We start from the raw sequence: 24,555 nt of genomic DNA, 5'->3' as shown, positions 1-24,555 counted from the left end.
GATTCCCCTCGTTGACTTGTCGATCCATGAACATTAGTGCCGTTACAGCATGGCTGCGGCGGCGGTGATATCGGTGCGGCTGATGTGCTGGCCGATCTGCTCCAGACGCATCTGCGCCTGCTCGTTGTTATCCTGGGCACGCAGCGCCTGCTGCAGCAGGCGCCAGACGCGCAGTGCAAACGTGGGCTCCCAGGCGGGTATGCCGTGGTCGTCCAGACGTTCTGCAACGGCATCCAGCAAGGGCAGCGCCAGATCATGGCGCTGGTTCACCAAACACAGCTCGGCCTTGAGCAGATCCTGCTCGGAGCGGGCTTTTCGCCCCCGGGTCGGTGTCTGATCGATTACCTTGAGCCCGGCCACCAAGCCGTCCTGCTGGCTGGCGGCGGCGGCTTCCACCCCCACCTGGCCCCACAGGCTGTCATCGCTGGCGGTACTGTCCTTGTCATCGGTCATCAGCGATTCCACCCAGTTGGCGGCGGTGCCATCCAGAAAGGGAGTGCCATCACTGAACTGCAACTTGATCAGATCGCGCCGGGCAGTGAGCAGGGCCCGGCATTCTCGGCTGATCAGATCCGCCAGGTTGCCAAGCCCCAAACCCTGAGCGGCCTGGAAGGCAGCGTGCTGCAACGCCAGACAGAACTGCCCGCCCGGTTCCAGGAAAGTGCGCTCGGCAGCCAACAGGGCCTCATCCCATTGCTGTCGATCCAATGCCGAAGACACTGCATTCAGCGAAGCCGGGCGCGGCGGTGCAATACGGGTTTTTCCCTTGTCCGCGGGAGGCACTGCCAACGCAGACCAGCGCATGGAGCGAGACAGACGCACCATGGGTTCATAGCGTTTTTCGTGGCGATACCAGGCCAGCAATTCGCGCAGGGCCTTCCGCTCTGCCTTGTCGTTGTCGATATTGCCCACCGGTGTCGCCGGGCCGGCAGCGAATTCCTGCCGTGTGGATGTCTGCGGTGTTGACTCCGCTTGTGGCTGATCAGCGTTGTCCTCTTCTGGAGCAGCCGACTCGGTAACTGCCGGCTGTTTTTTCTTCTGCTCGGCCAACCAGTCAGTAATCGCTTTCAGACGGGGGCCGTCATCAATCTTGTAATCCAGCAAGGTGTGAAAACGTGTCAGCTGGGTTTCCAGCTGTTCCAGATCATCCTGGTTGCAAACATGCTTGTTCAGATAAACCGGGAAGCGCTCATTCCTCAGCCATTCAAAAGCGCCCAGGCGAGCATTGGGGCGAGCGGGATGACAGTTTTCCCAGGCATACTCGATCGCCCAGCACCATCCCGCCAGCGCATCCGCCAGGCCTTTGACCCCATACAAGTAGGCGTAGGCCAGTGACGTATACGCCAGCACCCGCAGATCCAGGGCCTGCTCACGCAGCACCGCATGGGAGAGATCGCGGATGCGCTCGAAGTCGTTGCCGCTGAGCTTTTCCACTTCACCGCGCAGCTGGGCAAAGCCATCGCTGTAACGGGGGTCTTCACCGGCTTCCCGGTTTTCCCACTGCGACAGAATTGCCAGCAGTTCGCTCTGCGTCTTGCTCATAGCCGGCCTCCACTGACAAAGCGGCTGAGCAGATCCAGCAAGCTGCCCTGCTCCAGTGCCGCCAGGTCTCTGGCTCGCTGGGACGGCGTCACCGTTCCCTTGAGCATGTCGGACAGGGTCTGCACATTGCCGTCGCGCAGGGTCGGATCAAACAGGTAAGGCAGAAAGCTGGGGGGAACGCGGCGAAAAAACAGGATCAACTGCCCCTGCGCCCCTTCCTGTCCCCAGCGCCAGAAATAGTTGGCCGACCAGTTGCCACCCAGCAGGCTGTCAATCAGCCGCAGCCAGAACACCAGGCACACCTGACCGTGCTCGCCGCCCGGTAATGGCAGACGAATCCCCCAACCGGTTCTCGCCGGTCCACGGCGCATGACATTGGCCAGCAGGTCGCAGACTCCCTGATAAAAAAGCGCGGTATCGCCGTAGGCTGCGGCCAGCTCATGAATACAATCCACCGAGGTGGCACGCAGCAACCCCAGCTCCTGCTTGACCGCCTGGGAGCGCTCATCCTGATGGCATTCACCGGCAATGGTTTCCAGGCAGCCCAGCAGAATATCCAGTGGTTCGGTCTTCCAGCGCTGCCCGATCACAGAGGCGGATTGCTGATAAAACCGTTGATACACCACCGGCACGGCCGCCTGGGTTTCTTTCAGGTAGGGAATCTGGGTAACGGTGCTGATAAGAAAGGGATACCAGCGCCCGCTCTGGTCACTGCCCGGGCCAATGGTGGCCAGCACCGGGCGCCGCTCTTCCGTGGCCGAGAACACCAGATGGTGGATGCCAGCAGAGGGAAACGCCTGCTCACCCTGGGCGCCATTCAGGCGCCGGGAGATCAATGCATAGCCTTCCTGCACCCAACCGTCCAGTTCGCGAATTTCCCGCTCAACCACATTGAGCTTGATGAAATCCGCACGAATGGGAAGTTTGCCAAAGGCAGCGATTTTCGGCTTGCTCGCCACCGCCATACTGGCGGCAACCGGCTTGGGCTGTTTCAGAAATCCAAGCATCAGCCCGCCTCCAGCACACTGCCAGCGGACGGCACCAGGGGCCGCAACATGTCATGGGGCAGGTTGAAACTGCTCAGCACCCGCTGACTGAAAACATTGGCCTGACGATCAGCACGCAGCCGATAGCGCACCACCAGCGGATCGCTGAGCCCGCCGTTAAGCTCCCACTTCAATACGAACTCGGAGCTGCTTTCCCGGGAAATGGCGGCCTGATTCAGCAGGCGGAACAGTGCCCAGGGCCCGCTGACCTTCACCTCGTCACGAACCTGCCCACGGCGGGACACCCCTGCTACCCGTGCACCCAGAGTGTTCTGATCACCCGGCCAGGTAAACCGGCGCCATTCCTGGGGGCCATTGCGGTAACGGTAGGACTGGCCATTGCTTTCCAGCATGATTTCACTGACACCACGGGCCGGCAGCGGATACAGATAGAAGCTCATTTCCGGACGGCGCCCACCCCGACCAAACAGACTCTCGGTAATCACCTGAGCCGACGCCAGGCTACCCATGAACTGTCTGGACAGACCCAGCCCCTGGTTCAGCCATTGCCGCTCTGTCCAGCCACCTCGGCGGGTCTGTTCCAGGAAGGGGCTCAAGCTGTCGTCGACAAACCGCCACAGCCGGCCATTGCCCGGCTGGAAGAAATCGGCCATGTCATCTAGGGTGGCATCACGACCTTTTTCGGCGAACGGAAATTTCTTGCGCAGCCGACTGTCGAACACACTGGCCACTTCGGTCTGCCACTGGTCGGCGATGCCGCCACGGGCTTCCACCAGCACATTGCGCCAGCTTTCCCGCATCGCACCTTCAAACAGCGGGCGCAGCGCCTCACGGGTGGTAACGTCTGCACCGCTGAGCAGACTGCTGATGGTGACCCAGCTCTTGTACAGTTCGGTTTCCGAGCCACCCCGCCCGAGAATACTACCTGCATAGACTTCTGCTTCACGTCCCACATCCACGGACAATGACAAGCGTTCCATGTCAGTTTTCAGGGCAGAGACGATCAGCAGATACTGATGGATCAGCTCACTGACCGAGCGCTCTTCCGCGGCTTTGGTGAAACGGCGCAGTTCGGTGGTGCGCTCATCCAGTGCCTTGATGGTGCTGCGCTGCTCCAGCGCCGCCGCCTCAACAGCGCCATCCACCAGATCCGGCGCGGCTTCATAAAGCGCCAGGTTCTTGCTGGTCTGGTTCATCAGCTGGCCGATGGGGCCATCCCCCCGAGACAGGCGATCAAGCTTTTTCACCCCGTCATCCAGGGAGGTGAAGCGTTTGATACGCACATCAGAAAGGAAACTCAGCCAGGCCTTGGCATAGTCGCTGAAGTACAGATCGCGAATCTGCGCACGCAGCTCCGTCGCCAGGGCTTCATCAATCAGCTGGCCATCCGCATCTTCGCCTTCGCGCAGACCGTATTGCCCGGTAAGCACCCAGTCACCGCGAGTGGCAGATTCGATGCGCGCATCAATCTGCGGCATCACAAAGTCTTCCCAGCCGTGACGGGTGTACACCCCTTCCACCTTGGTGCCTGCACCGATTACCTTGCGGGCATTGCGGTCGAGCATGTCCTCGATGCCATAGGGTTTTAGCTCGGTGCTGCCTTTGGAAATCACCTGGGCATACATTTGCTGGGCATTGGGCGGGGTTTTCAGGTGAGCTCGCCCCTGGTCGATCAGTTCCTGGCGGGCTTTCCAGCGCTGGTCCCGCTCTGCCCGTTCAGTCAGATAAAAATGGGCAATGCCGTACAGGGAATGAGAGCTATCGGTATCTGCTTCCTTGAACACCGCTTCGTTCTGCAGCCCCTTACGGTCCAGCCACAAACGATTCAGCACCGGGACAGCCTGATCCGCCTGCATGCGCTGCGGCGCCCGTGACAGCATCAGATAACTTTTCAGGGCAGCATAGTAATCTTCCCGAATCGCTTCCTGGCCCTGACGGTCCGAGGACTCCCAGGCTCTGGCATGATTTTCCAGTGCATACTCCAGTGACTGGATAGCGGTATCCCGGTACAGCACGTCCATGGACGTCATCAGCAGGTCTTGCAACTCCGGCAGCTGGCGATCTCCGGTATAGACCCCGAAGCGAAAACGCCAGGGCTTGTGGTCTTCATAGGCCTTGAGCTGCTGGTAATGCTGGTAAAGCGCGTCCAGCACCTGGAACCGTTCCAGGCTGTCGTAGCGGTCATCCTGCAGGGCCAGGGTTGCCTTCTGGGACAGGGCCACTCCCTTGTCGAGCAGCATCTTGTTGGTCCCGTAAGAAGCCCCCAGCAACAGCAGCGTGCCCACCACCATCGACAGGGCAACCCCTATGGAGAGGGTTTTCAGGCCACGCTGCCATATCAAACTTCGGCGGTTGCCCTGAGCCACGCCTTGCAACGGGATGACCACCTCGGTGAAAAAGCGGTGGATGAAAAAGGGTTTGGGTGGAGTACTGCATGCCGGGCGTTCCTGGCTGGGCAGACCGAAGGCCTGGCGAATATTGCCCACCAGTCGGGTCAACGGGGTGCCTTCCTGGGTGCCACTGGTGAAATAGGCGCCGGCAAAACGGGGCATTTCCTGATAGGGATTGTCCCGGAACAACAGGTTGATGAATTCCGACAGTTTTTCTGCGGCCACCTGAAACTGGTCAGGAAAGCCGTACAGGGCGGCTTTGCGCTCCAGGTCTCTCTGCATGGACAGCTTGCGCAGGCGCAGGTCGCAGAGCTTCTGATACAGCTCCTGGGCATGGTTTTCGAACTGCTCGGCGGGGCTGGAATCAGCGCCCTCTTCCAACAGATAAGCGCCCCAGATCTGTTCCCTTTCACTGTGACTCAGGTCTTCGAAAAACTCTTCGAAACCGGGAATCAAATCCGTCTTGGTGAAGACGATGAACACCGGGAACAACAACCCAAGACGCTCCATGAGCTCATTGATGCGCTCACGGATGATCTTGATATGCCTTTCCATGGCTTCGCTGTCAGCGGTGAGCAGGTCCGCCACACTTATGGCTACCATGACACCGTTTATCGGCGTTTGCTTGCGCTCCTTGCGCAGCATTTCCAGGAAAGAAAACCATTCCTGACGATCATCCTCTTCCGTGGTGTAACGCCCGGCAGTATCCAGCAGCACCGCCTGATCGGAGAACCACCAGTCGCAGTTACGTGTACCGCCCACGCCACGAAAATGCAGATCGTCCGCATCGGCATAGGGAAAGTGCAGGCCGGAATTGCGCAGCAAGGTGCTTTTGCCAGCTGCAGACGGGCCGATCACCATGTACCAGGGCAAGGCATAGAGTGCGGCACTGCCCCGGTAACCGGCCCCCAGCTGCGACGCCTTCAATGAAGAGATGGCATCGGTCATTTTTTCCTTGAGGGCATCCACATCATCGCTGCCCTCGTTGCCACCGATTTCTTTCTGCAACCGTGAGCCGTGTCGACGTGCCAGCAGGAAACGAATCCCCATGATCAGGGCAAAAACCCCGACAACGGCGGCCACCGCCAGATAACGATTGGTACCTGTCAGCCCCAGACGCGGGCCGGCAAACCAGATCAGGGCAACTACCGCCAGCAGACCGATGGCGGAGCTGCCAAAGCGTGACAGAACGAGTTTTTTCAGTATTTGAGAAAATGAGCCCAGCGACATTATTTCAGGTCCCCTTCTGACAGCGAGGAGTAGGAAGGCGAGGTCAACAGGTTTTCACGAAACAGGGCAATGTCCGCGGCGGCATCACTGGCGCTTTTCATGCTGACGGCCGTATAGCCGGTATAACTGAAGAAGACGATGGCCACGGTCACCGCTGCGATGACCCAGTAGGGAATCTGGCGCCCCACCCGGGCCAGCACATGCTCGCGGGCGGCACCGTTGGGTGCCAGACGCGGATCGGGAACACCACGGTGGCCATCAATCTGGCTGCGCAGATCTACCTGCAACGCCATCAACTGTTCCAGGCCGCGTAACTTGTAGACGCCTTCAAACCCCAGTTGCAGACAGACGTAATACAGTTCGAGAAGGTGCAGGTTCTGCTCACCACGCTGGCGCAGCTCTCCCAGCTTGATGAAAAATGCTTCGCCCCCCAGATGTTCGCCAAACAGCTTCAGCTGCAAGGGCTGGGACATCCATTCCATACGGCGTGCCCAGGAAGAGGCCATGACCGCTTCATCAATGAAAGCGGCAATAGCAAATTTCGCGTTCTGCACATCGGCGGTGGGAATCTGCCGTTCAAACGCCAACCGCTCGAACAGATCGAACCCATTCAATACCTGTTCGTAAAGATCATCCGGCGCGTCGCTGCCGCCCGCCCGGAGAGGCATAACCAGAGTGAACAGGTGCGCAGTACATTCCAGCAAAGGATTGGTAGTTGCTACGAGTGAGTCGCTCATAATCAATCCTCCACGCACAGCAGTTCAAAACGGCTACCCTGGAACTGACCGGGCAGGAACACCGCCAGGCTTTCCGCCTCCATGGCCCGGGGCCAGAATTCGCCGCTGGGTTCGAAACGGAAATATTCGAAGCCACTTTTCACCGGCAATTTGTTGGGCGGACGCTGGGTATGGGCCAGCCTGATACCGGGTAATGCGGATGCCAGAATCAGCTCCAGATCCTCACGGCTGCCGGATTTAGCCTGACGGGAAAAGTCGGTGACCCAGTTCGGGTCTTCGGATTCGTGGTATACACCGAGATACAGGTGTTGCTTGTCCAGGTTGCTCCAGGGAACCCCCTCCGCCAGTAACAGGGCCGGGCTTTCCTGATTGAGAGACAGTGCGGTACTGGCGGTTTTGGCACTTTGCGCCAGGGATTCACGCAACAGGGTTTCCAGGGTGGCGAACACCGATCCCAGATCCCCGTGCTGATACAGCGGCAACTCCAGCTCCGGCATATCCGCCTGAAAATCTCTCAGGCCGGTGATCAAGCGCAGCATCTCCCGGTAAAGGGTTTCCGGCTGGCTGCTTTCCTGCTGGATCAAATGATCCAGGGTGGCCAGCGCGGGCCGCAGTTGCAGCAGGCGCAGAAACTGGCCCATTTCCCGGCTGCCCATATCGGCGATATCGCCATAGCTGTTGCGCTGTTGCGACAACTGGCGAACCCGGGCAGACAGCAGGTCACGAATGCGTGCCATCCAGGCCTGCAACTGCTCGCTGGCCTGCAACGTGACCACCGGGGGAATATAGTTTTCCACCTGGGCATAACGGCCATCGCCTTGTTGCTCAAAGCTGGCCAGCCTGAAACAGGAATAATGCTCGCGGCTTTCATCGCCCCGCAGCAGGGACAGGTTGGGCTTGCCGACAATGATTTCGCGGGTACGGGAGGGGTCGTGTTCATCCGCCACTTCCTGGTAATCCGCCCGCCAGGCACACAGCCTGCCCTGCTCCCGGTAGCCATTGATGCCGGCCACCCGATCGTTATCCGGCAACGCCAGCCACACATCCACCCGGTCGCCTCCTGCGGTCAGATCACACAACAGCGGACCGCCATCGCGCTGGCTGTCATGCACAACCCATTGACCGTTGGGCAGAATGGCGGTAATGGATTCGAGGCGGCACTGACCCATTTCCAGCGCCTCTTCCAGCAGGTTCAGCGATACCAGGCCCCAGCAGTGTGGAGTGGTGAGCTGGCTACGCTGTTGCAGCTCCCGCTGGAATACCCGGTCCCATTGCTGGAAATGCTGCTGTCCAAGAAACAGGCCCTCTGCCCAAACAATTTTCTGCTGTCGCTGACTCATGGCACTACTCGTCAAATCAAGGTCATTCAGTCAAGGAGGATGCGATTCTTCTCGAGGGTGATGCGCACTTTCTTGTCAAAACGGCGGGTGAAGAAATTACCCGGCATCTCGTCGATGTCCCGCCAGCTCATGTTTTCCGGTTCGCGGTAGACCGCCATGACGGCCAGATACTCGGCCTGATCATGACGGGGAAGTTCCAGGTGGCGCTGATAGGCCGGGTCCATGGTGACTTCCTCTTTCATCACCAGGTCGTTACCCAATGCCTTGTAATCCTCCTTCCACAGCTCATCAAAACTGGCATTTTCGAAACTGCGCTTGTCCTTGAGCTGGTAGACCCTGACCACCACGGCCAGGGGTTCGCCATACTCGTTCTTGTTGATGTCTGCGGTGGACGACACGCCGAATTTCAGTGCAGGGGTACCGCAAGCGGACAAAAGAAAAGCGCACGCTATTACAACGAATAAACGCATAATGAGACCTACCAAAGTGAAGTTATCTTGAACGACTATCCATTAACGGCCTGTCGAAGCGTCCCTGCTCCCGGGCACGTGCATACGCAGCGATGAACGCAGGTGCGGTCACTTCCATATAGCTGCGATGCGATGCTTGTGTGTGATGATTGCTGCCGGACTGGAACAGCCCGAACAGGTTTTGTAGTGAGGCGGGGCGCATTGGCGGCTGGCTGCGAATTTCCGCCAGGGCCTCCACCAACGCCATCTGGTGGCCCAGCAGATCCACGAAAAGCTGCTCAATGTTTTCATGGCCGCCGCTGCCGGAGTCCAGCCAGGAAAGAATTACCTCTTCGACCGGGGCATCCTTGAACGCTTCAAAACCGTCCTGAAAGATACGCGCATAAGGCAAACCCATTTCGTCAGCAAACTGCTTCTGCCCATCTACCAGACGGGACACGCCAGAAACCAATGCGCTGATTGAGCGTGATGACAATGCTTTTCGGTTTTTCCTTTTTGTGCCGCTATCCATGCCGCCCCCAGAGATTTGCTCGACAAATCCAGTCGATGATCAAAATCCGGGGGCGATTTTTTCGGTAATGAAGAGCAGAGTCAAAAACCCAAAATTTATCGAAAGTGTGATGAAATTCCTCTCGACTGCTTGTTATTTAAGCAAATTTAAGCCAGTTGAAACGGTAGTACATGCATTAGTGTGAGATGTCTCACGAGCAGTCGCTTGGTATTTACAAAGGGAAGAAATTTCACCTACAGAGACTGTCAGATATTGCTTACACGAAGTTAGGATAAACTCTTTAAATTGCGGTCATTATCCAGAGCCTGGCTTGCAATACTGATTTTCTATTTGCAGAAAAATCAGCTGCTATTTCCCCAACACCTTGAAGCGATGACGTAACCGGAACCCCTGGTCGTCGACCAGTGTCAGCGTATGCCAGCCGGGTTCGGCGACGATGGCCTGTTCGTGGAAGTGTCGGGTTTTTCCCAGGAAATTGTCGTCCAGATGCCAGAACAGTTCTGCCTTGCTGCGTTGGTGGACGGCGCGGAACACCGCCCGGCCCAAACGACCATTCAGCTCAACAGGAATATAAATGGCGGTGCCGGCGTGGGGATAAACCAGCGCCATGGGTGGCTCGCTTTGCATGGCGCGGGCGCCGGCTACACAGTCGGCACGCCAGGCGGGCAAGGGCCGATAACGAGGATGGTGACGGCGATAGAACCAGGCCTGGGCCGGTGGCAGCACAAACCAGTCCTGATGATGCATCTGGCTCACTGATTCGCACTGGCTGTGCACCCGTTGGCCGTTAGCATCCAGGTGCACACGGATATGGTGTGGCGTGACGGCCTGAAAATGGCTTTGTCTCGGCGCCCACTGGTCCACGGTCTCGCACCGCCCCCCTGCCAGGTAGCCATCATCGGCACAGACCTGAACGGTTTTCAGTTCACCCAGTGGCGGCTGTGGCCAGGACGCCGTGCCCAGCAGGCTAAACACATCCAGCATCAGTGGTGCAGCCGTCGCTGCCCCGCCAAGGGACGGAGCAGGTTCACCATTGCCGTTACCCGCCCAGACACCCACCGTGTATTGCCCATTACTGCCGATGGCCCAGGCATCGCGCAAACCGTAGCTGGTGCCAGTTTTCCAGGCAATCGGCTGACTGGAGGTGAACAGTCGCCACTGTTGTGCCGTGCCCGGTCTGGCGACCTCTCGCAACGCTTCCAGGGTCAGCCAGGCAGCGCCGGGGCTCATTGCCATTCCCGGTGCTGTCACAGTCTGCTGCCCTGCCAGTGTTCGCACCGGGTCTGCTGGTAGCCCGCTGGCGCTCGCCATCATCTGTGCATAAATTGCTGTGAGCTCATCCAGGCGCCCCTCTGCGCCGCCGAGAATCAGAGTGAGCCCGTAGTCTTCCGCGCTGCGAAACAGGGTTGTCATGCCCAGACGCCGTAGCTCGCTATGAAAGCGGCCCAACCCGTAGTCTTTCAGCATGCGTACGGCGGGAATGTTCAGCGACTGGCTCAAGGCCTGGTGGGCTGGCACCGCCCCCCGATAGCCATGGTCAAAGTTTTCCGGACTGAAACCGCCGTAGTTGGTAGGCAGATCCGCCACCAGGGTGCCGGGCAGCAAGCGCCCGTCATCCAGCATCAAACCATACAGTAACGGCTTGAGCACGCTACCGGTGGAACGAGGGGCACTGGCGATATCCACGGCAGCCCCGTATTCCACAGGATTACCGTGGGAGACATTGCCCACATAGGCGCGGGTCTCCCGTTGCTGATGATCAATGACCACCACTGCCACGTTATGCACTCCATCGCGGACCAACCGCCGGCCATGTTGCCGGGCCAGCTCCTGAACTCGCTGCTGGATATCCGCATCCAGCGTTGTGGTCAGTAGTCGCCGCGAGGAAGCCTTTGACAAAGTGTTGAGCAAGTGAGGGGCCAGACCCGGCAGGGGCCTGGGCGCAGCAGGTAAAGGCTCCATCAGCGCCAGGCGAAGATCTGCCTCTGCCATGGCACCCTGGTGGTGAAGCTGCTGCAGCAAAGCATTGCGCTTGGCCAGCAGGCGTTCGCGATTACGCCCAGGATGGATCAGCGAAGGCGAATTGGGCAGCACCGCCAACAAGGCCGCTTCCGCCCAGCTCAGGGCACCCGGTTGGCGGCCGAAATAACGCCAAGATGCGGCACGCAAACCGACAATGTTGCCACCGAAGGGAGCCCGGCTGGCGTACTGCACAAGGATCTCCGGCTTGCTGAAGTGCCACTCCAGCTGCAATGCCAGTAGCGCCTCACGAGCTTTTTCAATCAGGGTTCGCGGCGGGTCATCGCGCAATAGGCGGGCCAGCTGCATGGTCAGGGTGGAGCCGCCACTGACCACCTTGCCCGCTTCCAGGTTCAGGCGCATGGCGCGGGCGATGGCTAGCGGGTCAATGCCCGGGTGTTGGTAGAAACGTCGATCTTCGAACAGCAGTAACGCCTGCTCGTACTTGTCAGGCAGCTGATCCACCGGCACAAAGCGCCACTGCTGATCCTCGGCAATCCGGGCGTCCAGCAAACGGCCGTTACGATCAAGCATCAAGGTGGCATAAGGCGTGTTATGCAGTCGCTCGGGCAGTGGCCACCATTGCAGGGCCGCCAGCATCAGTAGCAACCCAGGCAACACGCCTGTCAGAAGAAATCGTCTTTTGGAATATTGTCGCTTCATGGGCTGGCAGGCAGAGAGAGAGAAACCGAAAGCCTACTCAACAATGGGGAGAGGGTCGACCGAACAAAAAAACGGGCGCATTAAGCGCCCGGTTTGTGTGGTTCAGGAAGGACTTAAAGGTGGAGGCCACACTCAGTCTTCTGCTGACCTTTCCAGCGACCTTCGCGGCCTTCGCCCTTGAAGGTACAGTGGCTGCAGCCGATAGAGTTATAGCCTTCCGCCACCAGCGGATGGAACGGCAGATCGTGTTCTTCGATATAGCTATCGCGCTGTTCCTTGGTGACGTCGATCATAGGGTTGAACTTGATCATCCCGCCACGCTCTTCGAATACCTGCAGCCCGGCGCGGTGCTCGGTCTGCCAACCCATCAGGCTGGAAATCCACAGGTCGTAGTTTTCCTTGGCCTCATCCAGGGGGTTCACCTTGTTCACCTGACAGCACAGATCGGGATCGGATTCCCACATGCGGTTTTCCAGGGACACCTGGTGATGATCCGGGTCCGGCGTCACGTCAACGACAGTCAGGCCAAAGCGCTCCACCAGGTAGTCCTTATACTTGAGGGTTTCCTCAAAGTGATAGCCGGTATCGATGAAGTGTACTGGCTGTTCAGGACGAATCGTTGAGATGATGTGCAGAAAATAGGCGGAGGTCGCCGCGAAGGAAGAGGTAACCATAATCCGCTCGGGGGAAAAATCCTCGAATACGCGGGCGATACGTTCCTCAAAACTCAACGGACCATAGACACGGTTCAGCTCCTCCAGTGCCTCTTTGGACAGGCCGGCGGTGTTGTCTCCGAATCGTGTAATAAGCTGTGCACTACCCATGATCTACAGCACCTCAAAACAGGAATTGCGAGTGCCATGATAGGGGGTCAGCGAAGAAGATAAAGGAATATATAGTGATACTTTTATAACTATGAGACATATGAAACGGCAACCGGTAATCGCACCGGGAACATGGACTACTCGCCTTATCCCCGGTACGACCCGACATTTACTGCCTCAGAACTTGTAGTTAAGCCCCAGTCCGATCAGTTCCTGGGTACCGAAGTCATTATCCACCAGACGCAAATACTCCAGGCTCATGCTGATGTGCTCTTCCATGCCCAGATCAAAGCCACCGCCGTAGGAGGCGCCATCGTCACGCAGGGTTTCGCCATTGAAGTCATTTTCCACATAGCTGTAGCCCCCGATCAGATAGGGGCGAACCGGACCGGCCAGCGGTGGTGTCAGCCGGGCGTAGACGCCGTAGTGAAAGTCGTTCTCCACTTCCACACCGCGGTAGGAATCATCATCGAATGCCTTGCCGGCATGAACCTCGGCGCTAACCAGCTCGTGCAGTACCATGCCACCACGCAGTGTCAGACCAGTGAGGGTCACATTGCTGACCGAACCACGATCGATGTTCATCATATTGACCTGGGCACCGGTGTAGAACTCTGCCTGTGCCGCCGTGCCGGCAAACAACATTCCTGCTGCAAGCGTTCCGCGAAAAATTCCGGATCTTTTCAACATTCAGCTCTCCTTGGTTTTTCTTATCAGTCCCATCGTGGACAAAAGTCCACATACCTATTGAAACGGTCATAGCGTCAAAAGGAAAGTGTTGGGCGTAGCGGGATGTTTGACGGTCAATTACCAGTGACACGCGGTGAATGACGACTGCAGCACTTATTTACATAACTTAACAAAAGACACGGAACGGATACTGTCAGACTTGTCGGAATTGGCAGGTGCCATACGCGACGAATCGATACGCCGTGGTACAACATTGCCCTCTCACCCATGCAGGGGGGCATGAAGACGTAAAGGAGACTGATCTATGAAAAAGCCAATAATCGCCATGGCCGCACTGCTATTTTCCAGCGCTCTGACCGCCACCGCCACCGCACAGCAGCCCGGCACGCAACAAGGCGCTCCGCAATCCCAGAACATGCCTCAGCAACAGAACCTGCCGGATGCATCCGAATTTTCCGATGCTGACCTGGATGCATTTGTTGCCACTCAGAAAGACATGGCAGGCATTCAACAAAAGTATTCCCAGAAGCTGAAGGCCAACCAGGACAAGCCCAAGAAAGCGATGGAAGTACAGCAGGAAGCCCAGCAAAAAATGGTAGAAGCCGTGGAAGACAACGGCCTGGAACTGAAAAAATACAACCAGATCGTTCGTCTGGCACAGTATGATGCGGACTTCCGCGCCAGCCTTCAGGAAAAACTGTAACCGTAAGGCTGAAGACAAAAAAACGCCGGCATTAGCCGGCGTTTTTTTGTTTCAAAAACCATCAGAAATTCACGGTTACCCCCAACCAGTAACGCCGGCCATCTTCCACATAACCATACTCATCCATCAGGATTTCCTTGTCCGTCAGGTTATAGATGCCAGTGTTCAGCTTTGCCTGCGGCGACAACCGGAACCCCACCCCCGCATCGATCAGCGTATTTGACGGCGCGATAATGGCACTGCTGGAAGGCCCGGTAGTCGGCTGACTCTCTTCCCCGCGGTAGCGCACAGTCGCCCAAGGCGATACGGTATCTGTGGCCTGCCAGTTGGCTTGCAGACTGGCCAGATGTTCCGGCAACTGATTCAGCGGTTCTCCCTTGTATTCGCCGGATTTCTGCTCGGAATCCGTATAGGTATAGCTGAGGTTCAGTGTCAGCACTCGATACAGCGTAGTCGACAGGGCAGCTTCCACCCCCCGGGTTACCGCTTCGTCCACATTGACTCGGTAGGTGGGGTCAGAGCCGAACTGGTTGGCACCGTCAGTACAAATAGCAACCGGGCAGGCAATGCGGGTTATCTTGTCTTCAAAATCATTATGGAAAACGGTGACGTTCGCCATCAGGCTACGTCCGGCATTGAAGTAAAGCCCCAGCTCCTTGTTTACCGACGTTTCCGGTTCCAGATCCGGGTTGCCATAGATATTGCCACCACGACTCACCTGTCCCCAGTCCGGGGTAATTTCCCGCAGCGAGGGAGAACGAAAACCGGTGGAGACACCCCCTTTCAGGGTCCAGCGAGGGCTGAAGCCCCACACGCCATAAAGTCGGGGGCTGAAGTGACTACCAAAATTGTCATCGTCATCCATCCGCGCCCCGGCGGTGAGAGAGAAGGTATCAGTCAGCATCCATTCGTCTTCTGCGAACAGTGCATATTTTGCGGTATCGATACGGGTTAGGTCGGAAATCCGGTTGGACGTCTTGTCCGAGAGCGCTTCCTCAATAAAGTCCGCCCCCATGGTGACCCTATGATTACCCAGCGGCATTACCAGTGACGATTTCGCTGTGGTGTTGGTAATCACCATCTCGCGGTTTTCGTTTTCCGCTCTTTCCCGTTGCACGTAGGTGTCGGAGGTACCGATCGCCCAGCGCCCGGTATGGCTCAGCGAGAACGCTTCGCGGCTGCTGCGATTATCGGAATCCGTACAGCCACCACGACAGCCGGTGGCCTGAGCGCTGTAACCGACCAGCGAACGACGACGCTGATCCACCTGACTGGCCTCCAGCACAAGGTCATGATCCTCGCTGGGCGTCACCGATACCTTGGCAGTCAGGTTCTTCAGGGATTTTTCTTCAAAACCGTTTTCAAACAAATCCTCTTCCCGGTCCTGAAAGCGACCATAGAGTTGCAACCCCACCAGCCCTTCCTTGAGGGGGCCGTTGAGGCTGAAATTACCCTGCTTGATATCTCCTGATCGGGAATCATCCTGGATGATGGTATCCAGCTGGACCGAGCCACCCCACTCGTCAGCCACTTTACGGGTGATGATGTTAACGACGCCACCAAGAGCATCGGAGCCGTACAGGGTGGACATGGGCCCGCGCACCACTTCAATTCGCTCGATGCCTTGCAAGGGCGGTAACCAGTCCTGCTCGAAACCGGCGCTGCCGTTGGGGCGGGTTTCGCGGGTGGAGACGCGTTTGTCGTCGACGAGGATAAGGGTGTATGACGAAGGCATACCACGCATGACAATATCCGTGCCGCGATCGCCGGAACCGCCACCGGTCACGATCACCCCGGGGATATCCCGCAGAGCATCGGTGGCATCCTTGTAATAGCGTTGCTCGATCTGCTCCCGGTTGATCACACTGATGGAAGCCGGCGCATCTTCCACCTGCTGGGCATACCCCCCGGCAGTCACCGAAATCTGACCCAGTTCGTGGCTTTCCTGCTCAGCCCAGGCAATACCGCTGGTCGCTACCAGCACCAACCCCAGGTTCCCCAAACGCATTACCATCTTCCTTCTCTCCTCAATTATCTCGACATACGGTCGGGGCCCAGACACCCCCTGACTGTCAGACAGAGACTGATCCCCCGAAACGCGGCCATAGGGCCGCACAGGGCATGTAGGGACATGCTTCACGGGAAAGAATGATATTGATTCTTATTTGCAGATAAAGCAGATTTACAAACTATACAGCGGCCGGCAATCGCAGGTGGACCCGCAGGCCGGGGACGGTATTTTCTGCCCACAACTGGCCGCCAAGCCGCTGCACGGAACGGCGGGCAATGCTCAACCCCAACCCGAAACCACTGTTGCCGGCCCGGGCACTATCCAGACGGACGAAAGGTGCGAAGATGTCCTCCAGCCGATCCGCAGGCACACCGGGTCCCTGATCAGTGACCCACAGATGCCACCACTCCCCCTCTCGGGTCCCCGACAGGGAAATCCGCCCCTGCGCCGGAGAATAGCGCACCGCATTGCGCACCAGATTTTCCAGCACCTGAGCCAGCGCATTGAGATTGCCACGGACCTGCGCATCGGCAGGAAGGTCGCAGGGAAAGCGTGACTGGAGCCAGCCACTTTCGAAGGCGGCGTTGTCGCTTACCACATCCCATAGAGCCTGCAACGGGATCGGCTCCTGCCCACCGTCAACGGATTCCGTATCCTGCCAACCCAGGGTAAGCGTATCGTTGACCAGGGTACGCATCTGGACCAGCTCACGTGCCACCCGCTGTCGTAGCCTCGCTTCATCCAGATCACCCTCCAATGCCACCGCCAGACGACTGAGTGGCGTGCGTAACTCATGGGACATATCGTTGAGAAGCTGACGCTGGGTGGCCAGCATGGCCGACACCTGCTCGGCCATGTGATTGAAACTGCGCGCCACATCGCCAAATTCATCACGACGGTTGCTCAGCGACGGCTGGACCCGGGCCTGCGGATCATCCTTGAATTGCAGCACTTGGTGCTGCAATTCTCGCAGCGGCACACGCAGGCGCCAAAACAGCAACAGACCGAGAATCAGTGCCACCAATGCCGGCAGACCCACCATCAGCAAGGACTTCCATAGTGGCCAGTCCTGCCCGGGCATATAACGGGGTGGCAATTGCATCACCAGGCTGCCCTGCTCCGCGTTGTCAGGGAAAGGCACTCCGATATAGGGCATGGAGCGATAGCGAAAACTCATGCGCCACTCCAGACCCCGTTGAAATCGCAGGCCGGCCCGTTCCGATTCTGTCAGGGGAATGCCACTGAGTGACTGGTCATCCTGGCTGACTACCATGATGTCACCGGGTTCACGATCACGCATGGCAGCGATCCAGTGCTCCACCCCCGCTGCACCGTTCACTCGCCAGGCCTGCTCCGCGTCGGCGGCATAACCGCGCATGACGTTTTTCGCCTCATCGCTGAGTAACAGGGCACGGCTACTGAGAGTGCGGTTAAGCCAGTCGCTCAGTGTCACGGTGCAAACCACCGTCACCATCAACAGCAACGCCAGCCGCCACAACAGGGAATGTCGGCGCAGCATCACAAGTTCTCGGTAATCAGGGTGTATCCCTGGCCCCAGACGGTGCGAACAGAGGATTCGGGCACGCCGGCATCACGCAACTTGCGACGCAGGTGGCTTACATGCAGATCCAGACTCCGGTCATGGCGACCACAGCCCCGATATAACACAGTCTGGTAAAGAAAGGGTTTGCTGAGAACCTGGTCATGGTGCTCCAGCAGGACCTGCAGCAAACGAAATTCCGTGGTGGTCAGCCCCAGATCACGCTGGCGATAACAAGCGGTCTCGGCCGCCTCTTCCAGAACCAGCCCACCCACTGAATTCGACGGCACCGCCCGGTGTCGCTCCATGCTCACCCGGCGCAGCACTGCCTCTACCCGCACCGCCAGTTCGGCCATACTGAACGGCTTGGGCAGGTAGTCATCCGCCCCGCCGATCAGGCCCTGAATCCTGGCCTGCTCATCACCGAGTGCAGAAACCACGATCACCGGCACCGGGCTCCTGTGGCGAAGCTGGCCCAGCAACTCCAGGCCATTCATCCCGGGTAGCAAAATATCCAGCAATACCAGATCAAAGTCTCCAGATGACGCCGCCGCCAAGCCGAGCGTGCCATCCATACAGAGGGTGACCTGATAACGGCGCTCAGACAGGAAATCATGGAGATGCGCGCTGAGCACAGCATCGTCTTCGATGACCAGCAAACGGGAGGGAATTTGGGCAACAGCATTCATTCGCGAATGATAGAAATTATCATTTAACAAATCCAGGGTTATTTGAACTTAATTCACTGCCCGCCAATATCCCTTACATTCTTTACACCCTCACGACTATTTAAAAAGAACCATTCTCATTAACATCGCTGCCATCGAAATATGCCGAGCCCTTTTCCGTGGTGAACAAGAAACGCAAAGCCTTCTGGTTAAAACAGCTCCACCAGTGGCACTGGATTACCTCGGCCCTGTGCCTGATCAGTCTGCTGCTGTTCAGCATCACCGGAATCACGCTGAACCATGCCAGTGCCATCAGCGCCGACCCGGCCATCCGGGAACAGGTAGCCTCCCTGCCCGCGCCTCTACTGGAAGAGCTCGGCTTTCACCAAGCGGGTGCCCTACCCGTTGCGGTGCGCAACTGGCTGGATCGGGAGATGCAGATCCGCGTCGGCGACAAGGCCGCCGAATGGTCTGCCGGGGAAGTCTACCTGGCCCTGCCCCGGCCCGGCGGCGATGCCTGGCTGGCCATTGATCTTGATGATGGTGCCGTGCTGGCCGAGCAGACCGACCGAGGCTGGATCGCGTTTTTCAACGACCTGCACAAGGGGCGGCACACCGGCATCGCCTGGTCCTGGTTTATCGACATCTTTGCCGTGGCCAGCCTGCTGTTCGCACTCACCGGCCTGGGACTGATGATGCTGCACGCCAAACGCCGGCCGGCCACCTGGCCGGTCACACTGGCCGGGCTGGTGCTGCCCTGGCTGCTGATCGTGGTTTTCATGCATTAAAAGGACAGTCCTATGCGTTTACTCCCCCTCGCACTGTTTTCCCTGCTGGCCAGTTATGCCAGCGCCGACACCTTCCTGGTAGAAGTCGAAGTCCCCCGGCTGCGGGTGGCGGAATACCACGCTCCCTACGTGGCCTTCTGGGTGGAAAACGCCGACCGCAGCACCATCGTGCCCCTGGGCCTGTGGTACGACGACCAGGAAAAGTGGCTCAAGGATATTCGCCAGTGGTGGCGACGTACCGGCCGTAGCCAGCAAAAACCTTATGACGGTCTCACCGGCGCCACCCGCAGCCCTGGCAAGCACCCGATGGATTTCAGCGACCTGCAAAGCCTGCAGAATCTTGCCGCGGGTGACTACCAACTGGTAGTGGAAGCCTCCCGGGAAGTCGGCGGCCGGGAAGTGGTGCACCTGCCCTTCCAATGGCCGGCCAAAAACCACCAGCAACGACAGGTTGACGGTACCAGCGAGCTGGGCACCGTCACGCTCAGCGTAAAACCCTGAAGCCAATAAACATGAAAAGGAAAAACGCCATGAACATCACGCTAAAACGCCTCGGCATGCTGTCGCTACTGGCAACCGCTTTGCCGGTCCAGGCTCACAAACTCTGGTTGCTACCCAGCCACACCAGTGTCTCCGAACCGCAATGGGTCACCGTGGATGCCAGCATTTCCAACGAAATCTTCGGCGTAGAGCGCCCCTACCCGCTGGACGACCTGGAAGTGACCGGGCCTGATGGCAAGGCCGCCACTGTGGAAAATCTCCTCAAGGGCCACCGTCGAAGTGTCTTCGATGTGAATCTGGACAAGCCCGGCAGCTATCGCATCGCCGTGGCCAAACCCGGTTATTTTCTGATGTACCAGGTGGATGGTGAGCGCAAACGCGCCCGCGGTATGGATGCCGGCACACTGTTAGCCCAGCTGCCGGAAAATGCCAGTGACGTGACACTGAGCGAAGTCCACAACCGTCTGGAAACCGTGATCACCCTGGGCGCGCCGACGACCATCCGGCCCACCGGCAAGGGCATGGAACTGGAAATGCTCACTCACCCCAACGACCTTTATGCCGGCGAGACCGCACAGTGGCGCCTGCTGGTGGACGGTGAACCGGCCTCTGGTGTGGAGATGGAACTGGTCTCCGGTGGCACCCGCTACCGCGACAGCCAGGACAACTGGATCGTGACCAGCGACGACAAGGGCATGCTGTCCATCACCTGGCCCCAGGCCGGTCGCTACTACCTGGAAGCCTCCAGCTCTGATGACAAGGTCAGCAACAAAAAAGCCGATCAGCGACGGCTGCAGTATCTGGGAACGGTAGAAGTGTTGCCGATGTGAAGAGAACAGCTGCGAGCCACAAGCTTCATGCTACAAGGCGGGAGGGGCCGAGCCAGACGGCCCGCACCCTGTCCGCGACAGTTATCCCTAATTCTTTTACGAAGCCGCTGCAGGAACGTAGCGTAGGGGGAGTAACGACCGTAGGTCGGCCCGAAGGCTGAGCGTAGCGAATACGGAGTTTGGGTCGCAAACCGCGCTTGCGCGGAAATCATCGAAAGGTGATCCGGCATCCCAAAGCGGAACAGGTCTCTCCAGAAATAATGGTAAATAGAGGTTGAGCTCTGTCGCCTCGCTACGCTCGGTTCGGATGTCGCAGATCCCCCGGGGGGACAAGAATAGCTCCCACGAGCGGCTTCGTAGAAATGCAGAGATCCTGGGAGTTTTTGGCCTTTCGTTATCCAACGAGCGTGGCTCGAGCTAGCGGCTAATCCCGTCAATCAGACCCCGCATCGTGCGCACCGCTTCATCCAGCCCGGACATCACGGCCCGGGCGATGATGCTATGGCCGATGTTCAGTTCGTTGATGCCCGGGATAGCGGCGATGGGCAAGGTGTTGTGGTAATGCAGGCCATGGCCGGCGTTAACCACCAGACCTTGCTCCAGCGCATAGGCGACGCCATCACGAATTTTTGCCAGTTCCTGCTGCTCGCTGGCCGGGTCCGTGGCATCGGCGTAATGCCCGGTATGAATTTCGATGGTCGGCGCACCACATTCCCGGGCGGCACGGATTTGCGCCGGATCCGCATCGATAAACAGGGACACATCGATACCCGCCTGCCCCAGGCGCTGGCAGCACTGGGCAATCCATGCCTGGTTACCCACCACATCCAGACCACCTTCCGTAGTCAGCTCTTCTCGCTTTTCCGGCACCAGACAGCAATGGGGCGGCTTGATGCGACAGGCAATGGCAACCATTTCCTCGGTGGCGGCCATCTCCAGGTTCATGCGGGTCTGCAGGGTCTGCGCCAGCAACTCCACATCACGGTCATTGATATGGCGGCGGTCCTCACGCAGATGCACAGTAATCCCATCCGCCCCCGCCTGCTCCGCTACCAGCGCCGCCTGCACGGGCTCCGGATAGCGGGTGCCACGGGCCTGGCGCAGGGTGGCGATGTGATCGATGTTAACGCCGAGCAATACTCTGGACATAATACTCACCTTAAAACGGATTCTTTGCGTAGCGGGCAATTCGATGTTCTAGCTTCTAGCTTTCAGGATGGAGCTCCGCCTGAATCGGCACACAATGTTTTTTTTCTCTAGTTGCTAGTTGCTAGTAGCTCAAAGCTAGACTCTGCTTTTCACTTCTCCCGAAACAGCTCGCGGCTTTTCAAGGGTTTGTCCCCCAGGTGCGGAGCCAGCAAAGCCCGGCACAGGTGGAGGGCGGTTTTTCGGGCTGGCGGTTGCCAGTCACCGTTGACGATGGCCAGTAAATCGTTGCCTTGATACCCCTCTTGTGCGGGCAACAGGCCCTGCTGCGGGTCCAGCAGGTAGTATCCGTCAGGGCGCAATGCCTCGCCGTGAATATCGTACCCCAGTGCGATGCCGTAGCCCATTTCCTCCAGCAGGCCCAACTCGAATTGCCGCAGAGCCACATCAAGCCACTGCCCTTCCTGCAAAGCATTGAGCGCCTGTTCATAAAGAGGCCAGAGCCCCGGGTGCGGGTCGTCCCGGTGCAACAGGCGAGTCAGAAGCTCATTAAGGTAAAAGCCGCAATACAGAGGCTTGCCCTGCAAGGCCAGGCGTTGGCCACGAGGTTCGCAGCCACGAAAGCTGTAAAGCTCGCCGGCGCTTTTCAGTTCGATCCACAGCGGGGTAAAGGGTGCCAGCAACGGATCCTTGCGCCCACCTCGCACCACCGCCCCCACACGCCCCAGCGCGGGCACAAACAGTTCCACGATCAGGCTGGTGTTACGGAAGGGCCGGCGGTGCAAGAGCCAGGCGGGTTGCAGGGTGGGGTTCACGGGGGACAGCTCCTAGCTTCTAGCTTCTAGCTTCTAGCTTCTAGCTTCTAGCTTCTAGCTTCTAGCTTCTAGCTTCTAGCTTCTAGCTTCTAGCTTTCAGAATGGTGCCTCGCCTAAAGCCAAATACAATATTTTCTAGCAGCTAGTAGCTAGAAGCTCGCAGCTCAATTCCGTTCGTCATAGCCAAGCGAGCGCAACGCCCGGGCATCGTCGGACCAGCCAGCCTTGATCTTCACCCATAGATTCAACATTACCTTGCGATCAATCAGGCGCTCAATGTCTTCCCGGGCCTGGGTGCCGATCTGCTTGATACGGTCACCACCATCACCAATGAGAATCTTTTTCTGGCCACGACGTTCCACCAGGATAGCGGCAGAAATTTCAGTGACGCGGGCGCCCTCTTCCCACATTTCCACTTCCACGCTGACCTGATGGGGCAGCTCCTGGCCCAGCTGGCGCACCACTTTTTCACGAATAATTTCTGCCGCCATGAAGCGCAGGCTGCGGTCGGTTAGCTGGTCTTCGTCGTACCAGAACTCCCCTTCCGGCAAGCGCTCGACCAGCGCCTTTTCCAGCTCCATCAGGTTCTGTTCCTTGAGCGCAGACACAGGCACCACAGCATCGAAAGGGTAACGCTCGGTAAGCGCTTCTATATGCGGCAGCAACTGGGCCTTGTCGTCCAGGCTGTCCACCTTGTTGATGATCAGCAGCACCGGCATTTCCGGGTGTTCGGGCAGTAGCGACAACACATACTCATCTGCCGGAGTCCACTTGAGGCCATCCACCATCATGCAGACCACATCCACGCCACTGAGCGTGGATACTGCGGCCTCGTTCATGGCCCGATTAAGCGCTCGCTCCTGACCGGTATGAATCCCCGGGGTGTCCGCAAAGATAATCTGATAGTTGTCACGGGTATGGATACCGTGGATACGGTGACGGGTGGTTTGCGGCTTGCGCGAGGTAATGCTGACCTTTTGCCCGATCAGGTGATTCATCAGGGTAGATTTACCCACGTTGGGGCGACCAACGATGGAGATCATTCCACAACGGGTCGGTGTTACGTCAGTCATACTGCTGCTCCAGCCAGCTCAGGACAGTGGCCGCGACCTGCTGCTCGGCCTTGCGGCGACTGGCTCCCTGGGCCTTGAAGGTTTGTTGCATCTGCTCCAGTTCGCAGGTCACTTCAAAGGTCTGCTTGGGAGCGAGACCCTCCACCTGAGTGACCTGGTAAGTGGGCAATTCGAATTTGCGGGCCTGCAGCCACTCCTGCAGGCGGGTTTTGGCATCTTTCTGGGCACTCTGCGGAGTAATGATCTGCAGCCGTTCATCAAACCAGTTCAACACCACGTCCCGGCAGGGTGACTCACCACCGTCCAGCAGGATGGCACCGATTATCGCTTCCAGAGAATCAGCAAGAATGGAATCGCGGCGAAAGCCACCACTTTTCAGTTCGCCACCGCCCAGCACCAGATAATCTCCCAGGCCCAGTTCTCGCGCCACCAGGGCCAGAGTCTGGCCGCGAACCAGCGAGGCCCGCATCCGGGTGAGTTGCCCTTCTGCCGCATCCGGAAAGCGCTCAAACAAGGCAATGGAAATGATTTGCCCGAGCTGGGCATCACCAAGAAATTCCAGGCGTTCGTAGTTGCGATGGCGGCTGACACTGCGATGGGTCAGTGCCAGTGCCAGCAGTTCAATATCATTGAAACGATAGCCCAAGCGAGCCATCAACCTGTCGAGATCATTATTCACTGGCGAACGTCTTTGCTGAACTCGTCCTGAAAGGTCATCACGATACTGACGTTGTAGAACATGGGTTCGCGGACTTCATAATCAGTAGTAATTTTGAGCACCCCGGCATCCTTGGTGATTGCCAGATCCTCGACGTTTATCACGGTGACTTGATTGATGGAGAACCGCTTTCTCAGCGCGTCACGCACCTCTCGGGGTGACATCAATGCGGTCTTGCTATCCTGCATCAAGGACTTGACTGACGAAGAGATGGTGTTGTGTTCCATGTAGGCGGGCACCATTCGCAGTGTTGCAGTGCCCAGGACAGCAGCAACCAGCAGTATCGCCGCCCAACCCACCAAAGAGATCCCACGTTGCTGTGATGGCTTTGTCATCATT

22 protein-coding genes are annotated in these 24,555 nt (G+C 58.1%); 4 read left to right on the top strand and 18 right to left on the bottom strand.

Translation table 11 applies throughout. The annotated features are described in order from the left end of the window. Nucleotides 1–42: 42 nt before the first annotated feature. The 10 genes from Q0Y02_RS12585 to Q0Y02_RS12540 form a co-directional block, all read right to left on the bottom strand. Entirely contained in the window at nt 43–1,542 is a 1,500-nt protein-coding gene (locus tag Q0Y02_RS12585) for a TssA family type VI secretion system protein (RefSeq protein ID WP_297768919.1), read from the bottom strand. Then, nucleotides 1,539–2,549 (bottom strand): type VI secretion system-associated protein TagF, encoded by a 1,011-nt coding sequence (gene tagF / locus Q0Y02_RS12580; RefSeq protein WP_297768916.1) that lies wholly within the window; start codon nt 2,547–2,549, stop codon nt 1,539–1,541. Before tagF ends, Q0Y02_RS12585 begins: the two co-directional genes overlap by 4 nt. Further along, nucleotides 2,549–6,169, bottom strand: a complete 3,621-nt coding sequence (gene tssM, locus Q0Y02_RS12575; RefSeq protein WP_297768913.1) for a type VI secretion system membrane subunit TssM — start codon at nt 6,167–6,169, stop codon at nt 2,549–2,551. The genes tagF and tssM overlap by 1 nt, the downstream gene beginning before the upstream one ends. Next, nucleotides 6,169–6,906 (bottom strand): type IVB secretion system protein IcmH/DotU, encoded by a 738-nt coding sequence (gene icmH / locus Q0Y02_RS12570; protein WP_297768910.1) that lies wholly within the window; start codon nt 6,904–6,906, stop codon nt 6,169–6,171. Before icmH ends, tssM begins: the two co-directional genes overlap by 1 nt. A 2-nt stretch (nt 6,907–6,908) precedes the next feature. After that, entirely contained in the window at nt 6,909–8,246 is a 1,338-nt protein-coding gene (tssK, locus tag Q0Y02_RS12565; protein ID WP_297768905.1) for a type VI secretion system baseplate subunit TssK, read from the bottom strand. A gap of 26 nt (nt 8,247–8,272) precedes the next feature. Next, nucleotides 8,273–8,716: a type VI secretion system lipoprotein TssJ gene (gene tssJ, locus Q0Y02_RS12560; protein ID WP_290510950.1), complete on the bottom strand. Its 444-nt coding sequence runs from the start codon at nt 8,714–8,716 to the stop codon at nt 8,273–8,275. Nucleotides 8,717–8,738: 22 nt separating this feature from the next. Continuing rightward, nucleotides 8,739–9,227, bottom strand: a complete 489-nt coding sequence (locus Q0Y02_RS12555; protein ID WP_297768898.1) for a hypothetical protein — start codon at nt 9,225–9,227, stop codon at nt 8,739–8,741. Nucleotides 9,228–9,575: 348 nt separating this feature from the next. Further along, a complete protein-coding gene (gene pbpC / locus Q0Y02_RS12550) occupies nt 9,576–11,909 on the bottom strand; it encodes a penicillin-binding protein 1C (RefSeq protein ID WP_297768895.1) in 2,334 nt (777 codons plus the stop codon). A 113-nt stretch (nt 11,910–12,022) separates the two neighbouring features. Continuing rightward, nucleotides 12,023–12,733 carry a phosphoadenylyl-sulfate reductase gene (locus Q0Y02_RS12545; RefSeq protein WP_297768892.1) on the bottom strand — a complete coding sequence of 237 codons (711 nt, stop codon included), beginning with the start codon at nt 12,731–12,733 and terminating at the stop codon, nt 12,023–12,025. A gap of 177 nt (nt 12,734–12,910) precedes the next feature. After that, nucleotides 12,911–13,423 (bottom strand): outer membrane beta-barrel protein, encoded by a 513-nt coding sequence (locus Q0Y02_RS12540; protein WP_297768889.1) that lies wholly within the window; start codon nt 13,421–13,423, stop codon nt 12,911–12,913. A 304-nt stretch (nt 13,424–13,727) separates the two neighbouring features. On the opposite strand from Q0Y02_RS12540, the gene Q0Y02_RS12535 reads away from it, so the two are divergent. Continuing rightward, on the top strand, nt 13,728–14,126 hold the full coding sequence (locus Q0Y02_RS12535; protein ID WP_297768887.1) for a DUF4168 domain-containing protein: 399 nt from the start codon (nt 13,728–13,730) through the stop codon (nt 14,124–14,126). A gap of 61 nt (nt 14,127–14,187) precedes the next feature. Here Q0Y02_RS12535 and Q0Y02_RS12530 read toward each other — a convergent pair whose 3' ends face one another. The 3 genes from Q0Y02_RS12530 to Q0Y02_RS12520 form a co-directional block, all read right to left on the bottom strand. Continuing rightward, nucleotides 14,188–16,134, bottom strand: coding sequence for a ligand-gated channel protein (locus Q0Y02_RS12530; RefSeq protein ID WP_297768885.1), 1,947 nt, complete (start codon nt 16,132–16,134; stop codon nt 14,188–14,190). 181 nt (nt 16,135–16,315) lie between these two features. Continuing rightward, on the bottom strand, nt 16,316–17,656 hold the full coding sequence (locus Q0Y02_RS12525; RefSeq protein ID WP_297768882.1) for a sensor histidine kinase: 1,341 nt from the start codon (nt 17,654–17,656) through the stop codon (nt 16,316–16,318). Then, entirely contained in the window at nt 17,656–18,366 is a 711-nt protein-coding gene (locus Q0Y02_RS12520) for a response regulator transcription factor (protein WP_297768879.1), read from the bottom strand. Before Q0Y02_RS12520 ends, Q0Y02_RS12525 begins: the two co-directional genes overlap by 1 nt. A gap of 158 nt (nt 18,367–18,524) precedes the next feature. Between Q0Y02_RS12520 and Q0Y02_RS12515 the strand changes: the two genes are divergently transcribed. Genes Q0Y02_RS12515 through Q0Y02_RS12505 form a run of 3 tightly spaced genes read left to right on the top strand, consistent with a single transcriptional unit; the run spans nt 18,525 to nt 20,464 of the window. Further along, entirely contained in the window at nt 18,525–19,133 is a 609-nt protein-coding gene (locus Q0Y02_RS12515; protein ID WP_297768877.1) for a PepSY-associated TM helix domain-containing protein, read from the top strand. Nucleotides 19,134–19,145: 12 nt separating this feature from the next. Beyond that, entirely contained in the window at nt 19,146–19,634 is a 489-nt protein-coding gene (locus tag Q0Y02_RS12510; protein ID WP_297768872.1) for a DUF2271 domain-containing protein, read from the top strand. 29 nt (nt 19,635–19,663) lie between these two features. Next, the gene (locus tag Q0Y02_RS12505) at nt 19,664–20,464 is read left to right on the top strand and encodes a DUF4198 domain-containing protein (protein ID WP_297768869.1); all 801 of its coding nucleotides are present in this window, start codon (nt 19,664–19,666) and stop codon (nt 20,462–20,464) included. Between the two features lie 417 nt (nt 20,465–20,881). On the opposite strand, the gene pdxJ is transcribed toward Q0Y02_RS12505, so the two are convergent. The 5 genes from pdxJ to Q0Y02_RS12480 all read right to left on the bottom strand — a co-directional run bounded on the left by pdxJ (nt 20,882) and on the right by Q0Y02_RS12480 (nt 24,554). Beyond that, nucleotides 20,882–21,613, bottom strand: coding sequence for a pyridoxine 5'-phosphate synthase (gene pdxJ, locus Q0Y02_RS12500; RefSeq protein ID WP_297768865.1), 732 nt, complete (start codon nt 21,611–21,613; stop codon nt 20,882–20,884). A 149-nt stretch (nt 21,614–21,762) separates the two neighbouring features. Beyond that, nucleotides 21,763–22,425 (bottom strand): DNA repair protein RecO, encoded by a 663-nt coding sequence (gene recO / locus Q0Y02_RS12495; RefSeq protein WP_297768862.1) that lies wholly within the window; start codon nt 22,423–22,425, stop codon nt 21,763–21,765. A 164-nt stretch (nt 22,426–22,589) separates the two neighbouring features. Beyond that, entirely contained in the window at nt 22,590–23,498 is a 909-nt protein-coding gene (era, locus tag Q0Y02_RS12490; RefSeq protein ID WP_297768859.1) for a GTPase Era, read from the bottom strand. Beyond that, nucleotides 23,491–24,177, bottom strand: a complete 687-nt coding sequence (gene rnc / locus Q0Y02_RS12485; RefSeq protein ID WP_297768856.1) for a ribonuclease III — start codon at nt 24,175–24,177, stop codon at nt 23,491–23,493. The genes era and rnc overlap by 8 nt, the downstream gene beginning before the upstream one ends. After that, on the bottom strand, nt 24,174–24,554 hold the full coding sequence (locus Q0Y02_RS12480) for a DUF4845 domain-containing protein (protein WP_297768853.1): 381 nt from the start codon (nt 24,552–24,554) through the stop codon (nt 24,174–24,176). The genes rnc and Q0Y02_RS12480 overlap by 4 nt, the downstream gene beginning before the upstream one ends. Between the last annotated feature and the right edge of the window lies 1 nt (nt 24,555).

It is taken from the genome of uncultured Alcanivorax sp. (assembly GCF_947258575.1).
In the GTDB taxonomy this organism is placed as follows: Bacteria; Pseudomonadota; Gammaproteobacteria; order Pseudomonadales; family Alcanivoracaceae; genus Alcanivorax.
The sequence above is the reverse complement of the archived record's forward strand: the minus strand, read 5'-3'. Positions and strand labels throughout refer to the sequence as shown.

Coding starts and splice junctions, on each gene's coding strand:
- tagF (WP_297768916.1), bottom strand. CDS start 2,549: ATGCTTGGATTTCTGAAACAGCCCAAGCCGGTTGCCGCCAGTATGGCG.
- Q0Y02_RS12480 (WP_297768853.1), bottom strand. CDS start 24,554: ATGATGACAAAGCCATCACAGCAACGTGGGATCTCTTTGGTGGGTTGG.
- Q0Y02_RS12505 (WP_297768869.1), top strand. CDS start 19,664: ATGAACATCACGCTAAAACGCCTCGGCATGCTGTCGCTACTGGCAACC.
- tssK (WP_297768905.1), bottom strand. CDS start 8,246: ATGAGTCAGCGACAGCAGAAAATTGTTTGGGCAGAGGGCCTGTTTCTT.
- Q0Y02_RS12585 (WP_297768919.1), bottom strand. CDS start 1,542: ATGAGCAAGACGCAGAGCGAACTGCTGGCAATTCTGTCGCAGTGGGAA.
- Q0Y02_RS12510 (WP_297768872.1), top strand. CDS start 19,146: ATGCGTTTACTCCCCCTCGCACTGTTTTCCCTGCTGGCCAGTTATGCC.
- pbpC (WP_297768895.1), bottom strand. CDS start 11,909: ATGAAGCGACAATATTCCAAAAGACGATTTCTTCTGACAGGCGTGTTG.
- Q0Y02_RS12545 (WP_297768892.1), bottom strand. CDS start 12,733: ATGGGTAGTGCACAGCTTATTACACGATTCGGAGACAACACCGCCGGC.
- tssJ (WP_290510950.1), bottom strand. CDS start 8,716: ATGCGTTTATTCGTTGTAATAGCGTGCGCTTTTCTTTTGTCCGCTTGC.
- Q0Y02_RS12530 (WP_297768885.1), bottom strand. CDS start 16,134: ATGCGTTTGGGGAACCTGGGGTTGGTGCTGGTAGCGACCAGCGGTATT.
- Q0Y02_RS12520 (WP_297768879.1), bottom strand. CDS start 18,366: ATGAATGCTGTTGCCCAAATTCCCTCCCGTTTGCTGGTCATCGAAGAC.
- era (WP_297768859.1), bottom strand. CDS start 23,498: ATGACTGACGTAACACCGACCCGTTGTGGAATGATCTCCATCGTTGGT.
- pdxJ (WP_297768865.1), bottom strand. CDS start 21,613: ATGTCCAGAGTATTGCTCGGCGTTAACATCGATCACATCGCCACCCTG.
- icmH (WP_297768910.1), bottom strand. CDS start 6,906: ATGAGCGACTCACTCGTAGCAACTACCAATCCTTTGCTGGAATGTACT.
- Q0Y02_RS12540 (WP_297768889.1), bottom strand. CDS start 13,423: ATGTTGAAAAGATCCGGAATTTTTCGCGGAACGCTTGCAGCAGGAATG.
- Q0Y02_RS12535 (WP_297768887.1), top strand. CDS start 13,728: ATGAAAAAGCCAATAATCGCCATGGCCGCACTGCTATTTTCCAGCGCT.
- tssM (WP_297768913.1), bottom strand. CDS start 6,169: ATGTCGCTGGGCTCATTTTCTCAAATACTGAAAAAACTCGTTCTGTCA.
- Q0Y02_RS12525 (WP_297768882.1), bottom strand. CDS start 17,656: ATGCTGCGCCGACATTCCCTGTTGTGGCGGCTGGCGTTGCTGTTGATG.
- Q0Y02_RS12555 (WP_297768898.1), bottom strand. CDS start 9,227: ATGGATAGCGGCACAAAAAGGAAAAACCGAAAAGCATTGTCATCACGC.